This window comes from Actinomycetota bacterium (assembly GCA_035759705.1).
Taxonomy (GTDB): domain Bacteria; phylum Actinomycetota; class CADDZG01; order JAHWKV01; family JAHWKV01; genus JAJCYE01.
The window spans coordinates 1-15,026 of record DASTUJ010000217.1; the positions used below are offsets into that span (position 1 = coordinate 1).

At 66.5% G+C, this 15,026-nt stretch carries 18 protein-coding genes and 1 riboswitch; of the genes, 4 read left to right on the forward strand and 14 right to left on the reverse strand.

Translation table 11 applies throughout. The features are described 5' to 3' along the window. A riboswitch (FMN riboswitch) is annotated at nt 1–121 on the reverse strand. This riboswitch is flagged as partial in the annotation. A 55-nt stretch (nt 122–176) separates the two neighbouring features. Continuing rightward, nucleotides 177–560 (reverse strand): nuclear transport factor 2 family protein, encoded by a 384-nt coding sequence (locus VFV09_15305; protein HEU4869077.1) that lies wholly within the window; start codon nt 558–560, stop codon nt 177–179. Between the two features lie 73 nt (nt 561–633). Between VFV09_15305 and VFV09_15310 the strand changes: the two genes are divergently transcribed. After that, nucleotides 634–966, forward strand: coding sequence for a VOC family protein (locus tag VFV09_15310; GenBank protein ID HEU4869078.1), 333 nt, complete (start codon nt 634–636; stop codon nt 964–966). On the opposite strand, the gene VFV09_15315 is transcribed toward VFV09_15310, so the two are convergent. Then, the gene (locus VFV09_15315) at nt 963–1,415 is read right to left on the reverse strand and encodes a pyridoxamine 5'-phosphate oxidase family protein (protein ID HEU4869079.1); all 453 of its coding nucleotides are present in this window, start codon (nt 1,413–1,415) and stop codon (nt 963–965) included. The two genes, VFV09_15310 and VFV09_15315, sit on opposite strands and share 4 nt — an antisense overlap. Nucleotides 1,416–1,420: 5 nt before the next feature. After that, entirely contained in the window at nt 1,421–1,636 is a 216-nt protein-coding gene (locus tag VFV09_15320) for a hypothetical protein (protein HEU4869080.1), read from the reverse strand. Nucleotides 1,637–2,010: 374 nt separating this feature from the next. Here VFV09_15320 and VFV09_15325 point away from each other — a divergent pair, with 374 nt between their 5' ends. Both VFV09_15325 and VFV09_15330 read left to right on the forward strand, forming a co-directional pair. Further along, nucleotides 2,011–2,709 (forward strand): lytic transglycosylase domain-containing protein, encoded by a 699-nt coding sequence (locus VFV09_15325; GenBank protein HEU4869081.1) that lies wholly within the window; start codon nt 2,011–2,013, stop codon nt 2,707–2,709. 132 nt (nt 2,710–2,841) lie between these two features. After that, a complete protein-coding gene (locus tag VFV09_15330; GenBank protein HEU4869082.1) occupies nt 2,842–3,066 on the forward strand; it encodes a hypothetical protein in 225 nt (74 codons plus the stop codon). On the opposite strand, the gene fmt is transcribed toward VFV09_15330, so the two are convergent. The 7 genes from fmt to gmk form a co-directional block, all read right to left on the reverse strand. Continuing rightward, entirely contained in the window at nt 3,063–3,986 is a 924-nt protein-coding gene (fmt, locus tag VFV09_15335; protein HEU4869083.1) for a methionyl-tRNA formyltransferase, read from the reverse strand. The two genes, VFV09_15330 and fmt, sit on opposite strands and share 4 nt — an antisense overlap. After that, on the reverse strand, nt 3,983–4,492 hold the full coding sequence (gene def, locus VFV09_15340; protein ID HEU4869084.1) for a peptide deformylase: 510 nt from the start codon (nt 4,490–4,492) through the stop codon (nt 3,983–3,985). Before def ends, fmt begins: the two co-directional genes overlap by 4 nt. 7 nt (nt 4,493–4,499) lie before the next feature. Further along, complete coding sequence (locus tag VFV09_15345; GenBank protein HEU4869085.1) at nt 4,500–6,182, reverse strand: hypothetical protein; 1,683 nt, start codon at nt 6,180–6,182, stop codon at nt 4,500–4,502. Nucleotides 6,183–6,200: 18 nt separating this feature from the next. Beyond that, nucleotides 6,201–7,406: a methionine adenosyltransferase gene (gene metK / locus VFV09_15350; GenBank protein HEU4869086.1), complete on the reverse strand. Its 1,206-nt coding sequence runs from the start codon at nt 7,404–7,406 to the stop codon at nt 6,201–6,203. 131 nt (nt 7,407–7,537) lie between these two features. Then, nucleotides 7,538–8,758, reverse strand: a complete 1,221-nt coding sequence (coaBC, locus tag VFV09_15355) for a bifunctional phosphopantothenoylcysteine decarboxylase/phosphopantothenate--cysteine ligase CoaBC (protein HEU4869087.1) — start codon at nt 8,756–8,758, stop codon at nt 7,538–7,540. A gap of 5 nt (nt 8,759–8,763) precedes the next feature. Further along, nucleotides 8,764–9,018, reverse strand: a complete 255-nt coding sequence (gene rpoZ, locus VFV09_15360) for a DNA-directed RNA polymerase subunit omega (GenBank protein HEU4869088.1) — start codon at nt 9,016–9,018, stop codon at nt 8,764–8,766. A 37-nt stretch (nt 9,019–9,055) separates the two neighbouring features. Further along, on the reverse strand, nt 9,056–9,595 hold the full coding sequence (gene gmk, locus VFV09_15365) for a guanylate kinase (GenBank protein HEU4869089.1): 540 nt from the start codon (nt 9,593–9,595) through the stop codon (nt 9,056–9,058). A gap of 267 nt (nt 9,596–9,862) precedes the next feature. Here gmk and VFV09_15370 point away from each other — a divergent pair, with 267 nt between their 5' ends. Further along, nucleotides 9,863–10,849, forward strand: a complete 987-nt coding sequence (locus tag VFV09_15370) for a hypothetical protein (GenBank protein ID HEU4869090.1) — start codon at nt 9,863–9,865, stop codon at nt 10,847–10,849. Between the two features lie 20 nt (nt 10,850–10,869). Here the strand turns inward: VFV09_15370 and pyrF are convergent, their stop codons facing one another. The 4 genes from pyrF to carB all read right to left on the reverse strand — a co-directional run. After that, complete coding sequence (gene pyrF / locus VFV09_15375) at nt 10,870–11,553, reverse strand: orotidine-5'-phosphate decarboxylase (GenBank protein HEU4869091.1); 684 nt, start codon at nt 11,551–11,553, stop codon at nt 10,870–10,872. Continuing rightward, a complete protein-coding gene (locus VFV09_15380) occupies nt 11,550–12,479 on the reverse strand; it encodes a dihydroorotate dehydrogenase (GenBank protein HEU4869092.1) in 930 nt (309 codons plus the stop codon). Before VFV09_15380 ends, pyrF begins: the two co-directional genes overlap by 4 nt. A 3-nt stretch (nt 12,480–12,482) precedes the next feature. After that, a complete protein-coding gene (locus VFV09_15385) occupies nt 12,483–13,328 on the reverse strand; it encodes a dihydroorotate dehydrogenase electron transfer subunit (GenBank protein ID HEU4869093.1) in 846 nt (281 codons plus the stop codon). Beyond that, a partial coding sequence (gene carB / locus VFV09_15390; protein HEU4869094.1) for a carbamoyl-phosphate synthase large subunit occupies nt 13,325–15,026 on the reverse strand: 1,702 nt, incomplete at its 5' end. The genes VFV09_15385 and carB, both read right to left, overlap by 4 nt.

Consider the following 15,026-nt stretch of genomic DNA (forward strand, 5'->3'; position numbering starts at 1 on the left):
GTCTTCTCCCATCCAGACTTTGACTGTCGGCCCTGGAAATCAACCAGGTCCACCTCTTCTTGCGAAGAGGGTCACGGGCTTTACCGCCGGTCCGGAATTTCACCGTGCCCCGAAGACGGGTCTTTTTATTTATCGAAGAGAGTATGAACCATGGGCGCAAGCTGCGTCGCGGACGGTTAACTCCAGAACTCGTCCCATGCGTAGACGTCACCGGGATAGATCCAGATTTCCCGCAGCTTGCCGTCCGACAGGTGCCAGACGTGGACGTTGTCGACGTCGAGCGTCCTGCCTTCCCGCTCCGCCCGGTCGTTGATCAACGCCACTCCGTGGGTGTCGTCCGCAAGAAGGCTGTGAACGTCAAAACGGAGCGTCCCTCCGGACAGCTCGCCGAGCTTACCTATGTACCCCAGGACCTGCTCCAGGCCCTCGTAGTCGCCGGCAACCGGCGATCTGCCGGGAACGTGCGCTTTGGCGTCCGGGGCGAAGAATCCCACCAGTGTTTCGACATCACCCGCTACCAGGGCGGCGTAGGCTCCGCGAAGGGTTTCGAGGTTGCTCATCGCCCTAAAACCCTACTGCTGCGACACCGGGGCGTACAGATGCGATTGCCGGAATCCCGGCTATCCTGGCCACATGACCTCACCCGTTTCCCTAATCGAGTTTCCCGCCGATGACGCCGGGCGCGCCCGCAGATTCTGGACTGGGGTGCTCGACATCAAGCTGGAGGATCGCAAGCCCGGAGAGGGTGAAGGCTGGCAGACCCATGAGGGCCAGGCGGAATTCGGCCTGCACGAGCGGGGCAAGGGCCCCGGCGACACCGTCTCCATCCCGTACTTCGCAGTTCACGACCTTCCGGCCGCACTGGCCCGGGTTACCGAACTCGGCGGAACCGTGATCCATCCGGGCGAGAAGTGGGCGATCTGCCGGGACTCCGAAGGCAGCCCCTTTGGTCTCACCACGGGCTAGAACATCCCGTAGGACTTGTTGACCTCGAACTCGTAGATCAGCCGGCCTTCTTCGACCATCTTGGCGGCGAAGGCTTTGTCGTCCAACTCCTGGCCGAACCATTTCAGCTTCCGACCCCCGGGGTTGTCGACGTCGATTCCTTGCATCGCCCGGAACATACGAATGCTCATCTCGGGAATGTCCGGGCCCTCGAGGATCGTCACCGTCGTCTCCAGGCCAAGGTAGTTGTAGCTGTTGGCCGGGTTCTTGGGGTCGAATACGAACAGCGTTGCCCGGGGGTCGCGGCGCAGGTGTTTGGTCCTCACCCGGTCCCGGGTGCCGGAGCTCCACAGCTTGCCGTCGACCAGGGTCACCCCCACCCGGACCGCATGCGGAGTGCCGTCCTTCTTCAATGTCACCATCGCCGCCGAGCCGGTCTGCTCCAGAAACGACTGAACCTTGGGGTCCACCGGCATCACCCCTGCTTGGGCAGGGAGGGCAGGCGGGAGCCCTGCGACGCCGGCTGGGCGCTGCCCTCGGTCATTCCGGACACCCCTCCACCGCAGAGGTTCTTCAGGGCGGCCCCGGCGAAGTTCACCATGTCCTTGCCGCAGCGGGGGCAGGGCTCGGGTTCGCCCTCGTCGTCTGCGTCCATCATCACGCCGCAGTCTTCGCAATTCCAGTTCGCCATAGGGCACTCCTTCGATTGGGCGGGCGTCAAAACCACTCCCTGAAGGGTAACGGATGCCCGAACAGCCGGGGCCGGGTACGGTGTGGTGAGGAGGAAGGACCGGAAACTACACTCAGACACAGGTGACCTGGTCCTATCGGCACATTTTGAAAATACTTAAGGACTTTTTTCAATTATTTTTCCGGCGGCGTTTTGTGGCCTTGCCGCTTGCCGTTTTAATCGTGCTTGCCGGCTGCGGCGAATCACCCTCGAACGACGACCCGACCCCCACGCCTTCGGTTTCGGTTTCACCCTCTCCGAGCCCTTCACCCTCCCCTTCCCCATCCCCCTCACCGATACCCTCCGGCACCCCGGCACTGGATACCGCCGACTCCGTGGCATCCGAGCTGATCGCAGCCGAGCAGGCCCTTCGTTCTCCCGACACCAATCCGGCCCTCCTGCCCCGCCTGGGGCGCATCCAGCAGGCGGCGTACCGGGCGGCGGTGGCGAACCCGGAGTTCAAAAAGGCGGTTCTGGACCGGGCGCCTGCGGACCTCAGGGACAACCTCGAAGCCAACATCCGGGCCGGCGAGCAGCTGCGCCGGCTCACGAATCCGGGCACCAAGCTGCCGGACTGGACCATCGTCGAGCCGGCCCCCGCCGAGGAGCTGCGCCGCTACTACGCTGAGGCGGAGGCCGAGTTCGGTATCCCGTGGGCCTACCTGGCGTCGGTTCACCTGATCGAGACCCGCCTGGGCCGCATCCGGGGCAACAGCTCGGCCGGCGCCCAGGGACCGATGCAGTTCATCCCGTCGACGTGGGCGGCCTACGGCAAGGGCGACATCAACAACACCCGGGACGCCATCTTCGGCGCAGCACGATATCTCAAGGCCTCGGGGGCGCCGGCCAACATGGGCAAGGCGCTGTTTGCCTACAACCACAGCCAGCTCTACGTCGACGCCGTGACGATCTACGCCCAGCAGATGCTGGAGGACGAGCGGGCGTTCAACGGCTACTACAACTGGCAGGTGTACTACCGCCTGCCGGACCGGGACGTCCTGCTGGAGGCCGGCGTGCCGATACCGCAGCAGTAGGCCACGCTCCAGGGCGGCGTGGCAGGCGACAGGCGGTTCGGACGCGGCCAACTCAGGCTAAAGCGTCTGCAGCGCAAATTCATCGCAGAAGCCGGGGCTGGTTTCGCCGCATTTTTCGGTGCCGGCGCGCTGGTGACCTGGAGCTTTTGGTGGCCTCACCGCGACAACCGCCAGAACCTGGCGACGTTCGCCGGCGCACTTCTGGCTTGCGCCGGCCTGGCCGCCCTGGTGGCTTCGCTGCGGGCCGCCGGTGTGGAAAGACGCCCGGCCCTTGCGGCGCTGATGGTCCTTGCCCTCCTGCTCGGGGCCACCGCCGGATTCGCAATCCTCAGGGCGGCAACGCAGGGAGCCCTCTAACCCAAGACCAACGGCAGTGCTCGGCCGTAGCCCCGAAGGAATTCGGCGCCGCTCATCCGGCCTTTGCCCTCCGGCTGGACCTCCACCAACCTCAGCTGCTGAGTGCCCGTGTGAACCGTCAGCTCGCCGCCCTGGTCCGAGAGGGTTCCAGGCGCGTGCGACGCCGGTTCAATCGGCTCCGCCCGCCAGACCTTGAGACGTCTGCCGTTAAAACTGGTCCACGCACCCGGCCGGGGGTTGAACGCCCTGATCCGGTTTCTGATCTGCTCTGCCGGCTGAGCCCAGTCGATGTGGGCGTGCTCCGGGGTGAGCTTGGAGGCGTAGGTCACGCCTTCCTCCGGCTGAATCACCGGGGTGATCTCGTGCAGCCGCCCTACAACCTCCGGGATCAGCTTCGCACCGAGAACCGCCAGCCGGTCGGCCAGGGTCCCCGAGGTGTCGTCGGGGGAAATCGGCTCCTCCACCATCTCCAGAACCGGGCCGGTGTCCATACCCGGGTCCATCTGCATGATCGCAACGCCGGAGCTGGCGTCACCTTCGAGGATCGCCCACTGCACCGGGGCGGCGCCGCGCCAGCGGGGCAGAATCGAGAAATGGACGTTGATGCAGCCGAGCGGCGGGATGTCGAGCACCGCTTTCGGCAGGATCAGCCCGTAGGCGACCACCACGAAGACATCGGCCCCCAGCGCCGTCAGGGCTGACTGCGCTTCTTCGGTTCGCAGCGTCGGGGGCTGCAGGACGGGGATGCCGTGGGCCACCGCCAGGGCCTTGACTTCCGACGGCTGGAGTTTCATGCCCCGGCCCCTGGGTTTGTCCGGAGCGGTGACCACGCCCACGACCTCGTGTTCCGAGTCGATAAGCGCCTGCAGGGTGGGTACCGCGATGCCGGGGGTGCCGAAGAAGGCGACCCGTCGGCTTATCGTGCCAGCTCCTGATCCCAGGTTTCTGCCAGCTCCCTCAAGACGCCGAGGGCTTCGCTGCGGAGGTCGGGCGGCAGGTGGTCGATGAACAGGATGCCGTCCAGGTGGTCGATCTCGTGCTGGATGATCCGTGCGGTGAGGTCCCGAGTCTCGAAACGGACGGTGTCGCCCTTTTCGTCCAGACCCTCCACCAGGATCACCTCCGAGCGGATGACCGGGTAGGTGATGCCGGGCATCGACAGGCAGCCCTCATCGCCCTCGACCATGCCGTCACGCTCGAGGATCACCGGGTTGGCCAGCGCTCCGGAGTCCTCTTCGTTCTCCCAGACGATGATCCGCTTGAGGACCCCCACCTGGGGCGCCGCCAGGCCGATGCCGGGGGCGTCCTTCATGGTGTCGGTCATGTTGTTCATGAGGCGGCGGGCCCGGCGGTCCAGCTCGTCCAGCTCGGAAGCCCGCGTGCGCAGTACGGGGTCGCCGTAAAGCCGAATGGGGAGTATCGACACAGTTTCGTCACCAATCCTTGGGGTCCACCTCGACGAGAATTCGTTGAGGTGCCGTGGAGACAATCGTACCCAAAGGTTCGAGGATAGTCTCCAATGCCGCGACCTTGAGCAGGATCTCGTACCCGAGGTTGCCTCCGGTGACCGGCCCGAGCACCCTGGTCGCCGGCAGCGAGCGGAGTCCGTCCATCAGCTCGGACGAGGGGTCCGGCGTCTGCAGCCGGACCATCGACTTGTAGGGCGGGGCGTCGGACTCCCGCCGCGCCTCGAGCTCCTTGCGGACGAAGAACTTGTAGTCGCCCCGGACCAGCGCCTCGATGCCGTGGTGCTCGCCGGTGTGAACCTCCAGGATCAATCGGCCCTTCGGCCTCCTGCCGCCGACCAGCCCGGCAAGTGCCCACAACGCGGCCATCGCGTCTTCGGCCGCCCGGCCTTTCGGCTTGGAGAAGTACCCGTCGACCCCCAGCGCGATGGCGACCGAAACCGCCGGGCGGGGCACGTCGGCGAGGCCGGCCTCGGTGGCGAGAACCACGTCGGCGTTCAGAGCCGACTGGAGCGCCCCGGGGTCGCTGCCCAGGCCGGGCCGGTCGGCGCGCGCCACCCGGGCACCGGGGACTACCTTGGACAGGAACGAGATGAGCTCGGTGGGTCCGGGGCCGGAGGCCGTGGCTTGAACCCGGGGCAGCAGGACTATCGATCGTTCCCCCCGCCTGCGGGCGTCGAGGATGCAGGCGATCGCCCTCTGGGGAAGGCCCCGCCGGGGCGGCTGCACCACCTCAGTTGCCGGCCAGGCCGCCCTCTCGTTGAGACGGTCGGTCTCGTCGATGCGCCAGACGTCTGCGGCTCGGATGGGGAGCCCCGAGTCGATGTCCGGCCAGTAGGCGGGGTTCAGCGACGGGGTTGCGCTGGCGGCGACCAGCCGGGCGCCGGTGACGGCCGCCCGGGCCTCGGCGGCGACCCGGGCGTCGTAGTACGGCGACTGCTGCTCTTTGAACGAGGGGTCGTGCTCCTGGTGCAGCACGATTGCGCCCAGGGGGAAGGCGGGGGCGAACAGGGCGGCCCTCCCGCCGAGAACCAGGCGCCGGCGGCCCGAGGCGACCTCCCACAGCCCTTTCGACCGGTCGGCCGGGTCGATTCCGCTGTGCACCACGGCTGCGTCGTCCGGGAACCGCCCGGCCAGGGCCCCGAGAACCCGGGACCCCTCCCGGACCTCGGGAACCGCAAGGATCACTCCCCTGCCCGCCTCCAGCTCCTGCCCGATCAGCTCGGCGTAGCGCTCCAACGGGTCCTCGCCGGGCCTCAACCTCCACAACACCCGGTCGGCGGCCCGCCTGTCGGGGGCCGGCACCTCGGGCCAAAGAGGCCCCCTCCGGCCGAGGCGCGCCGGTGTAAACAGAGACAGAAAGGAGCTCAGGGGCGAGACGTAGCGGCGGGCGAGGATCTTCGACATCTCCAGCAGCGCTGCGTCGAAGACCGGTCCCCGGCCGCTGACCGCAGCGATCGGTGATATGCCTTCCTGCGGCTCGCCGTCGGGATCGACGCCGACCACCCACCCGCGCACCCGCCGGTTGCGCAGGGCAACCCGGACGATCGACCCGATGCGGACGCGTGCGACAAGATCCGGTGGAACGGAGTAGGTCAGCTCTTTGTTGAGCCCCCAGACGGAGAGGTCAACGATTACTCCAACCAGCATGAGCTGGCTGCGGGACGGTTAAAGGTCGGCTGCGGCTTTCGCGAACTCCTCGGCTCGGTCGGTCCGCTCCCAGGAGAAGTGCTTCTCGGTGCGGCCGAAGTGCCCGTAGGAGCTCGAGTCCTTGAAGATCGGCTTGCGCAGGTCCAGGTCCCGGATGATGGCGGCCGGGCGGAAGTCGAAGAACTCGCCCACCAGCTTTTCGAGCTTGTTGGGGTCGACCTTCGCGGTGCCGCGGTCGTCCAGGCTGATGGAAACCGGGTGGGCAACGCCGATGGCGTAGGCAACACGGATCTCACATGCGTCGAGCACCTCGGAGGCGACCAGGTTCTTGGCGACGTACCGGGCGAAGTAGGCGCCGGTTCGGTCGACTTTGGTCGGGTCCTTCCCGCTGAATGCGCCGCCGCCGTGGCTGCAGAAGCCGCCGTAGGTGTCGACGATGATCTTGCGGCCGGTCAGGCCGGTGTCGCCCATCGGGCCGCCGATCTCGAAGCGGCCGGTTGGGTTGACGAGGAACTCGATGTCTTCCGACCACAGGCAGTCGGGAACTATCGGCTTGACCACGTACTCGATGAGGTCGGGCTTCAAAAGGGTCTCGATGTCCACCTCGGGCTCGTGCTGGGCGGAGATCAGGATGTTCTCGATGCCTACCGGCACGCCGTCTTCGTACTTGATGGAGACCTGGGTCTTGCCGTCCGGGCGCAGGTACGGCATCCGGCCGCTCTTGCGCTCCTGGGACAGCCGGTGGGCCAGGCGGTGGGCCAGCCAGATGGGGGTCGGCATCAGCTCGGTGTCCAGGTCCGGCCGCTCCTTGGCGGCGAAGCCGAACATCATGCCCTGGTCGCCGGCGCCCAGCGTGTCGAGGTCGTCCTCTGCGCCGCCCTTGGCCTCGTAGGCGGTGTCGACCCCGAGGGCGATGTCGGGCGACTGGCCCTGGATCGCAAGCAGCACGCCGCAGGTGGACCCGTCCAGGCCGTACTTGGCGTTGGTGTAGCCGACCTCGTTGACGGTGCTGCGAACGATGTCGCGGGCCTCGATGTAGGTGTCGGTGGTGATCTCACCCGCGACAATTACCTGCCCCGTGGTCACCAGCGTCTCGCACGCCACTCGCCCGTTGGGGTCCTCCGCCATGATGGCGTCGAGGATCGCATCCGAGATCCGGTCGGCCAGCTTGTCGGGATGGCCTTCCGTTACGGACTCGGACGTAAACAAGTAGCTGCGTGCCATCGAGGCTCCTTTTTGAGCGATTGTCGGAAGTTAAGGCGGTTCAAACGCCCAGCCCAGGGCGCGAACGACTACAAAGCTTAAGGACCGCCCTACGGTATCGCTGAATCCCTGCCAGTGCAACGCCGGGAAGGCTAGAGGAGGGTGGCGACCCGATTCAGCAGACGCCCGGCCAGCTCCCGCTTGGTCACCAGGCCCAGGTCATCCAGGTCGCCCTCCCGGTCCACGATAAGCGCACGAAGCGTCGTCAAGCCAACGCCCGAGTCCTCCGCGCCCACCAGGTTCGCAACCGCCAGGTCCAACGACTTTCGCTTCAGCTTTTTGCGGGCCGCCTCTTCGAGGTTCCCGGTCTCGGCGCAGTACCCGACCAGAACTTTGAGCTCCGGCAGTCCGCCGGTACGGCGGGTCTCGCCCACCTCGGCCAGGATGTCCGGCGTCGGTTCCAGCTTCAGGTCCGGCGGGCCGCTCGACTTCTTCAGCTTCGTATCCGACACCGAAGAGGGCCGCCAGTCCGAAACCGCCGCCGCCATTACCAGCACCGATGCCGTCGGCAAAGCCTTGAGCACCGCTTCTCGCATCTCGGCGGCCGTCGTCACCCGGACCACGGTGGCCGCGTCCGGCGGCGTCAGGTGCGTGGGACCGGTGATCAGAGTCACCCGGGCGTTGCGCCGGACCGCCTCGAAAGCCAGCTCGTAACCCATCATGCCGGAGGAGGCGTTCCCGATGAAGCGCATGGCGTCGATGGGCTCCCGGGTCCCCGCCGCGGTTATCACCACCTCGCAACCGGTCAGCTCAGCCCGCCGCGCCAGCTCCTCGCCCGCAGCCTGAAGGATCTCGGCCACCTCCGCCATCCGGCCGACTCCGACGTCGGGCCCGGCCAGGGCGCCCACTACAGGCCCCACCATGCGGATCCCCCGGGCGACCAGCGTCGTGACGTTCAGCTGGGTCGCCTCGTTCTGCCACATCTCGGTGTGCATCGCAGGGGCCATGACGATCGGGCAGGCGGCGGACAGCAGGAGGGCGGAGATCAGGTCGTCGGAGACGCCCTGGGCGCTCTTGGCGATGGTCTTCGCGGTAGCCGGGGCAATGACCACAAGGTCGGAGGTACGCCCGAGGTCGGTGTGCGGGATCTCGGTGGGAGCGGTTGCCGGGAACAGCTCGGAACGAACGGGGTTGCCGGTCAGGGTGGAGAAGGTGATGGGGCCGATGAAGTTCATCGCCGACGGGGTCATGACCACATGTACATCGGCGCCGGCCTGGGTCAGCTCCCGTGCGAGCCCGGCGACCTTGTACGCGGCAATGCCCCCGCATACTCCGAGGGCAATTTTTTTACCGGCTAAATTTTCGTAGGTCATGAGTCCTATTTGATGCGGGACTCAACCTCCGGCGGGCGCTCCCAGCCGAACTTGCCCTGGGCGATCTCCTCGAGTGCCACCGAGAGCGCCTTGGCGTTGTCGCCCAGGCCGGACACCTGAGGCGGGACGAAGTCCCGGATGCCCTCACCCAGCTGGTAGTAGTACGAGTTGATCTGCCGTGCCCGCTTGGCGGCGAGGATGACCAGCGTGTATCGGCTGTCGACCTTGTCCGCGAGCTTTTCGATTCGGGGATATATCAAAGGGGTTCCTTACTTGGGAAAAAGATGGCCAAAAGGACTAACGGCTGTCCATCAAAGCTAACACTTCTTTGACGGCTTGTTCTACCTCCACGTTCACGACCACCCCGTCGAACGAGCCCTTCTTGCGGAGTTCGTCGTAGGCGTCGGAGATCCGGCGGGCCTGCACGTCCTCGCGCTCGGTGCTCCGCTTGCGCAGGCGCTGCTCCAGGATCTGCATCGAAGGCGCCTCGATGAAGATCAGGCGGGCTTCGGGCATTGCACTTTTTACCTCGGCCGCGCCCTGGACGTCGATCTCCAGGATGACGTCGGTGCCTTCGGCCAGGAGGGCGTCGACGATCTTGCGGGGGGTCCCGTACATGTTGCCGTGAACCTGTGCCCACTCAAGGAACTCGCCCCGGTCCCGGCGCTCGATGAACTCCCGCTCGGAGATGAAGAAGTAGTGAACCCCCTCCTTTTCCATCGGCCGTGCCGGACGGGTGGTGCAAGAGACGGAGAGCCTGCAGTTGGGCCGCTCCTCCAGAAGCCGCTGGACAATTGTGCCCTTACCGGCGCCCGAGGGGCCGGAGATTATGAACAAGCGCGAATCTGCTATCGAAGTCACTCCTTCGGAAGTTGCGGAGGGCGCTGAAGCTTCAAGCCTACCGCCCAGATGGACAAAAGTGCCGTGGCACCCCGGGATTATAGGTCGCGAAAGTTTCGGTATGGCTTTCCGTACCTGAGAGGCTTACAATTTCACCTAGCGTGGCGGAGGAGCCACATGATCGTCGGCGTCTCGCGGTAACCTTAGATGGTGAAACTGGGCACGCTTTTTTCTGTTTTCAAGACATGGTCGAACTTCCGACTCATGGTTGTAGTAGGCAGCGTTGTGACGCTCCTTTCCCTTGGCCTTGGAGCCGTGGTCGTGCAGGCGGCCCTCTCCGACGACACCCAGTCCGAGGGCTCGGAAACCGACCCCTCCCCCTCTGCGGACGAGGAGGCCGAGGTGTTGGCCGAAGAAGAGGTCACCGGCCCGGACACGCCCGGTGCGGCAGGACCCCAGCCCCAGGCGGGAGCACCGGCCCCGGTTCTGGAGGGCAACGACAACTTCCGAATCTCCTGCCTCGCCGGCGACCCGGCCCGCAGCACCAACTCGTGCGAGGTGGAGTCCTTCGGCGGCTTCAGGGACCGGGTGACCTTCTCCTGCGCCGAGCTGCCCCAGAACGTCAGCTGCAGCTTCGTTCCCGCTTCGGTCACACCTAGAGGCGCCGGCAAAACTCCGTTCAGGATCGAGCTGTCGGCCGGAAACGTCCCGACCGGAAGCTACGACTTCGAGGTCATCGGCCGCAGCGGCGACAAGGTGAGCCGGATCCGCTACCCGTGGGGCGTGAGCCCGGCCCCGGTTGCTGTGGCTCAACGGCCGGCGCCGCCTGCTCCGCCGGCCTCGGCACCCCAGCCCGCCCCGCTGGCTCCGGCCGCGCCGGCGGACGACCCGACTTTCTCCTTCACCTGCGGTTCCCTCAGTGACGGCAACAAGGTGCTCTGGTCGCTCAGCAAGGACGGGCCGACCGTCAAGATCAACTGCTTTTTGACTCCGCTGAACGGTTTCAACGAGCCGGTCACCTTCACGTACGCGCAGACCTCCGAGCTGGCCAAGCCGAACACCGTGAGCTTCCTTCTGGACCAGCTTCAGGTCCGCAAGCTGTTCGACCTGAACTTCGAGTTCAGCGACGCGGTTAAGGGCCTGAGCGCGGAGCAGCTGAGGCAGGGCGTGGACTACGTCTTCGACGTGACCGGGACCTCGGCCACCGGCAAGTCGCTGACCCGGCCGGTCACCCTCACCGTCAAGGAGTAACCGCGGGCCGGGGTTGAGGGTTAGCCCAGCTCGCCGAGTATCTGTTCGGCGGCTCTCACCGGGTCGGGCGCGCCTGTGATCGGACGGCCGACGACTATGTAGCTGGAGCCCGCGGCGGCCGCCCTGGCTGGGGTCATGATTCGCGACTGGTCGCCCGCATCGGCACCCGCCGGACGGATTCCTGGAGTCACGAGGATGACGTCGGGGCCAAGGTCCTGCCTGAGCAGCACCACCTCGTTGGCCGAGCACACCAAAGAGGTCGCTCCGGCGCCGACCGCCAGGCGGCCCAGCCGGACGACCTGTTCGTGCGGGTCGGCACCGACGCCCGTCCGCAACAGGTCCTGCTTGTCGAGACTGGTCAGAACCGTCACCGCGGCGACCAGAGGCGGGTGATCTGAAGCCTGGGCCGACTCCGCTGCCGCCGCGACCATGGACGGGCCCCCCGATGCGTGGACGGTGAACATCCAGACGCCGAGATCGGTCAGCTGGGCGGCCGCCAGGCCGACCTGATGCGGGATGTCGTGGAGCTTTAGGTCGCAGAACACCGGGCCGTAGTCGCCGATGCGAATCACCGCTTCGGGGCCGTGACGGGTAAAAAGCGTCAGACCCACCTTGAATGCCGCCACCCTGCCGGAGAGCTGCCTTGCCAGAGACTCCGACTCGCTTAGATCCGGGCTGTCGAGCGCAACGATGAGGCCCGTCAACCCTCCACCTTCACCCGGCCCCGAATCGATGCCAGGTTGTTGACGCCCTTCTCCTTCATGTACTGCAGGATGCCGTCGTTGACCTTCATGGTGGATCGCGGGTCGATGAAGTTGGCGGTTCCGATCGCCACTGCGGTCGCCCCGGCCAGGATGAACTCCAGTGCGTCGTCGCTGCTCATGATGCCGCCCATACCGATGATCGGGACGTGGGGGAAGGCCCGGAAGACGTCGAAAACGCTGCGCACGGCGATCGGCCGGATGGCGGGCCCGGACAACCCTCCGACCACCCCGGCGAGCTTCGGGCGCCCGGTGTGAATGTCGATGGCCATTCCCATCACCGTGTTGATCAGGCTGATGCCCTGGGCGCCGTTGTCCAGGGCCGCCCCGGCGATGTCGGGAAGGCTGGTGACGTTGGGGGAAAGTTTGGCGAACAGCGGCACCTCGAGCGCCCGCCGGACCGAGGCCATCACCGACGCGGTGGCTTTGGGGTCGTGGCTGAACATGTTGTTGCGGTCCTCGAGGTTGGGGCACGAGATGTTGACCTCCACCGCGACAACGCCGGGGGCGCCGCGCAGCCGTTCGGCCACGTAGATGTACTCCTGCACCGTGTTTCCGGCAATGCTGGCGATTACCGGGACCCCGACGCGGTTCAACCACGGAAGGTCGACCGCCAGGAAGTGCTCCACTCCGTAGTTCTGCAGGCCGATGGCGTTCAACATGCCTGAGGGAGTCTCGGCCATCCGGGGTGTGGGTTTGCCCGGCCACGGCTCCATGGTCATCGACTTGACCACCACAGCGCCGATCTTCTTCAGGTCGATGAACTCGGAGGCCTCCTTGCCGGACGCAAAACACCCTGAGGCGGTGACGACCGGGGACCGCAGGCGGATGCCCGCGAGGTCGATCGAAAGGTCGGGCGGTTTCGGCATCAGTTAATTGCCGACGGGGGCGACACGAACGCTGGGGTCTGAAGCGAACGCGTCCCAGGCGATGCGGGCGCCGTTGAAAACCGGACCGTCGACGCAGGTCCGCACGTGGACGATCTGGTCCCGGCTCTTGTTCCACACCGGCTGCACGCAGGTCATGCAGATGCCGTAGCCGCAACCCATCAGGGCCTCCATCGCCACCTGCACCGGGATCCGGTGCTTCTGGCCGATACGCGTGACCGCCTCCAGCATGCCGTTGGGGCCGCAGGCGTAGATGACCTCGGTGTTGCACTTCTCCAGAAGATCGTCCATGACGTCGGTTACCCGGCCCTGGACGCCTTCGCTGCCGTCCTCGGTGGTGAACACGGCCTGGGCGCCGAAGCGCTTTGCGTCGATCGGGTTCAGCAACTTGCTTGCGGTCTGGGCGCCCCACAGCACGTCGACCCGCTTGCCGGCGCCCTTCAGCTCCTCCGCCAGGTAGAACAGCGGGACCGCGCCGATGCCGCCGCCTACCAGCAGGCAGGAGTTGCGGTTCTTCGGGATGGCGAAGGGCCGGCCGATGGGGCCGACGATGTCGATCATGTCGTGCGCCCGCAGCGAGGCCAGGGCCGCGGTGCCGCCGCCGCGGATGTCGAAGACCACCTCGATGGTGGCGGCCCACTCACCCCGGCGGTTGACCTTGTATATGGAGAACGGGCGGCGCAGGATGAACTGCCGGTCGGCCGGCGGGCGGATGTTCACGAACTGGCCGGGCTTGGCCACCTCTGCGATCTCGGGGGCCACGATCGTGAGCAGGAAATAGTCGTCCCGAAGCTTCTTGTAGGACAGGATTTGAGCGGTCTGCTGGATCATGGCTGCTCCGGGTCGGTCGTCGGTGAGCCGGATAGAAGGGGCTCGTCGGGGGTCGAAACGCTACTGAATACCATAGCGGGATCGGCCAGGTAGTCCTGTATCGCGGTCACCTCGAACCCCTGCCGCAGCGACTCGATGCCCTGCACGGCAGCCTGCAGACCGGCCAGCGTGGTGATGCACGGGACCCCGCGGGCGGCCGCCGCAGTGCGAATGTAGTAGCCGTCCGACCGGGCCCCTTTGCCGAACGGCGTGTTGATCACCAGGTCCACCTCGTTGGCCATGATCTGGTCGACGATGTTGGGCGACCCCTCGGAGTGCTTGCGCACCTCGGTGCACTTGATCCCCGCCCTCCCGAGGAGCCGGCAGGTGCCGTCGGTTGCCAGAAGGTCGAATCCCAGCTCGGCCAGGCGCTTGGCGGCGAAGACGACGGCGCGCTTGTCGCGGTCGGCCACGGAGATGAACACGCTGCCTTTGTCCGGCAGCGCGGACCCGGCCCCCGACTGGGACTTGGCGAATGCGGCCCCCAGGTCGTAGTCGATGCCCATGACCTCCCCGGTCGAGCGCATCTCGGGGCCGAGCAGGGTGTCGACTCCCGGGAACCGGGCGAACGGCAGGACGGCTTCCTTAACGCCGCTGTGGCGCAGCCTGTCGAGCGGCCACCAGGGCCCGGACTCGGGCTTCGGCGGGAGGCCTTTGATACCGGCCAGCTTCTCGCCGAGCATCACCCGCACCGCGACCCGGGCCAGCGGCACACCCGTGACCTTGCCGACGAACGGCACCGTCCGGGAGGCCCTTGGGTTGACCTCGATGCAGTAGATCTCCTCGTCCTTGACGGCGAACTGGATGTTCATCAGCCCGACGACGCCGAGCGCCCGAGACAGCTTCTCGGCCGCCTCGGCCATCAACCTCAGCTTGTTCGGGCCGATGGAGAACGGCGGCAGCACGCACGCGGAGTCCCCGGAGTGCGCCCCGGCCTCCTCGATGTGCTCCATGATTCCGCCGATGTAGATGTCGGTGCCGTCGCTGATCGCGTCGACGTCTACCTCGATCGCGCCCTCAAGGAACCGGTCGATGAGGACGGGGTGGTCGGGTGAGACCTTGACCGCCCTCACTAGGTAGTCGGCCAGCATCTCGTCGGTGTAGACGATCTCCATGGCCCGCCCCCCGAGAACGTAGGACGGGCGGACCAGCACCGGGTAGCCGACCCGGGCGGCAACCGCCAGCGCCTGCTCTTTGGAGATGGCGATCCCGCCGTTCGGCTGGGCGATGTCCAGCTCTGCAAGCAGGTCGGTGAAGCGGCCCCGGTCCTCGGCGGCGTCGATCGAGTCCGGCGAGGTCCCCAGGATCTGGGCGCCGGCCGCCTCGAGCGACTTGGCCAGCTTCAGAGGGGTCTGGCCCCCAAGGGCGACGATCACCCCCTCTGGCTCCTCCCGGTCGAGCACGTTCATGACGTCCTCGAAGGTGAGCGGCTCGAAGTAGAGGCGGGTCGAGATGTCGTAGTCGGTGGAGACCGTCTCCGGGTTGCAGTTGACCATGATCGCGTCGTAGCCGGCTTCCCGGACCGCCAGGGCGGCGTGGACGCAGCAGTAGTCGAACTCGATGCCCTGCCCGATCCGGTTGGGGCCGGACCCCAGGATCACGATGCGGGGCTTGTCCGAGGTGAAACCCTCGTCCTCGTCCTCGTAGGTCGAGTAGAAG

Bases quoted from the DNA above. Each gene is read 5' to 3' on its own strand.
- VFV09_15370 (HEU4869090.1), top strand. From the start codon at position 9,863: ATGGTTGTAGTAGGCAGCGTTGTGACGCTCCTTTCCCTTGGCCTTGGA.
- metK (HEU4869086.1), bottom strand. From the start codon at position 7,406: ATGGCACGCAGCTACTTGTTTACGTCCGAGTCCGTAACGGAAGGCCAT.
- coaBC (HEU4869087.1), bottom strand. From the start codon at position 8,758: ATGACCTACGAAAATTTAGCCGGTAAAAAAATTGCCCTCGGAGTATGC.
- VFV09_15310 (HEU4869078.1), top strand. From the start codon at position 634: ATGACCTCACCCGTTTCCCTAATCGAGTTTCCCGCCGATGACGCCGGG.
- VFV09_15305 (HEU4869077.1), bottom strand. From the start codon at position 560: ATGAGCAACCTCGAAACCCTTCGCGGAGCCTACGCCGCCCTGGTAGCG.
- VFV09_15385 (HEU4869093.1), bottom strand. From the start codon at position 13,328: ATGATCCAGCAGACCGCTCAAATCCTGTCCTACAAGAAGCTTCGGGAC.
- VFV09_15345 (HEU4869085.1), bottom strand. From the start codon at position 6,182: ATGCTGGTTGGAGTAATCGTTGACCTCTCCGTCTGGGGGCTCAACAAA.
- VFV09_15320 (HEU4869080.1), bottom strand. From the start codon at position 1,636: ATGGCGAACTGGAATTGCGAAGACTGCGGCGTGATGATGGACGCAGAC.
- VFV09_15380 (HEU4869092.1), bottom strand. From the start codon at position 12,479: ATGCCGAAACCGCCCGACCTTTCGATCGACCTCGCGGGCATCCGCCTG.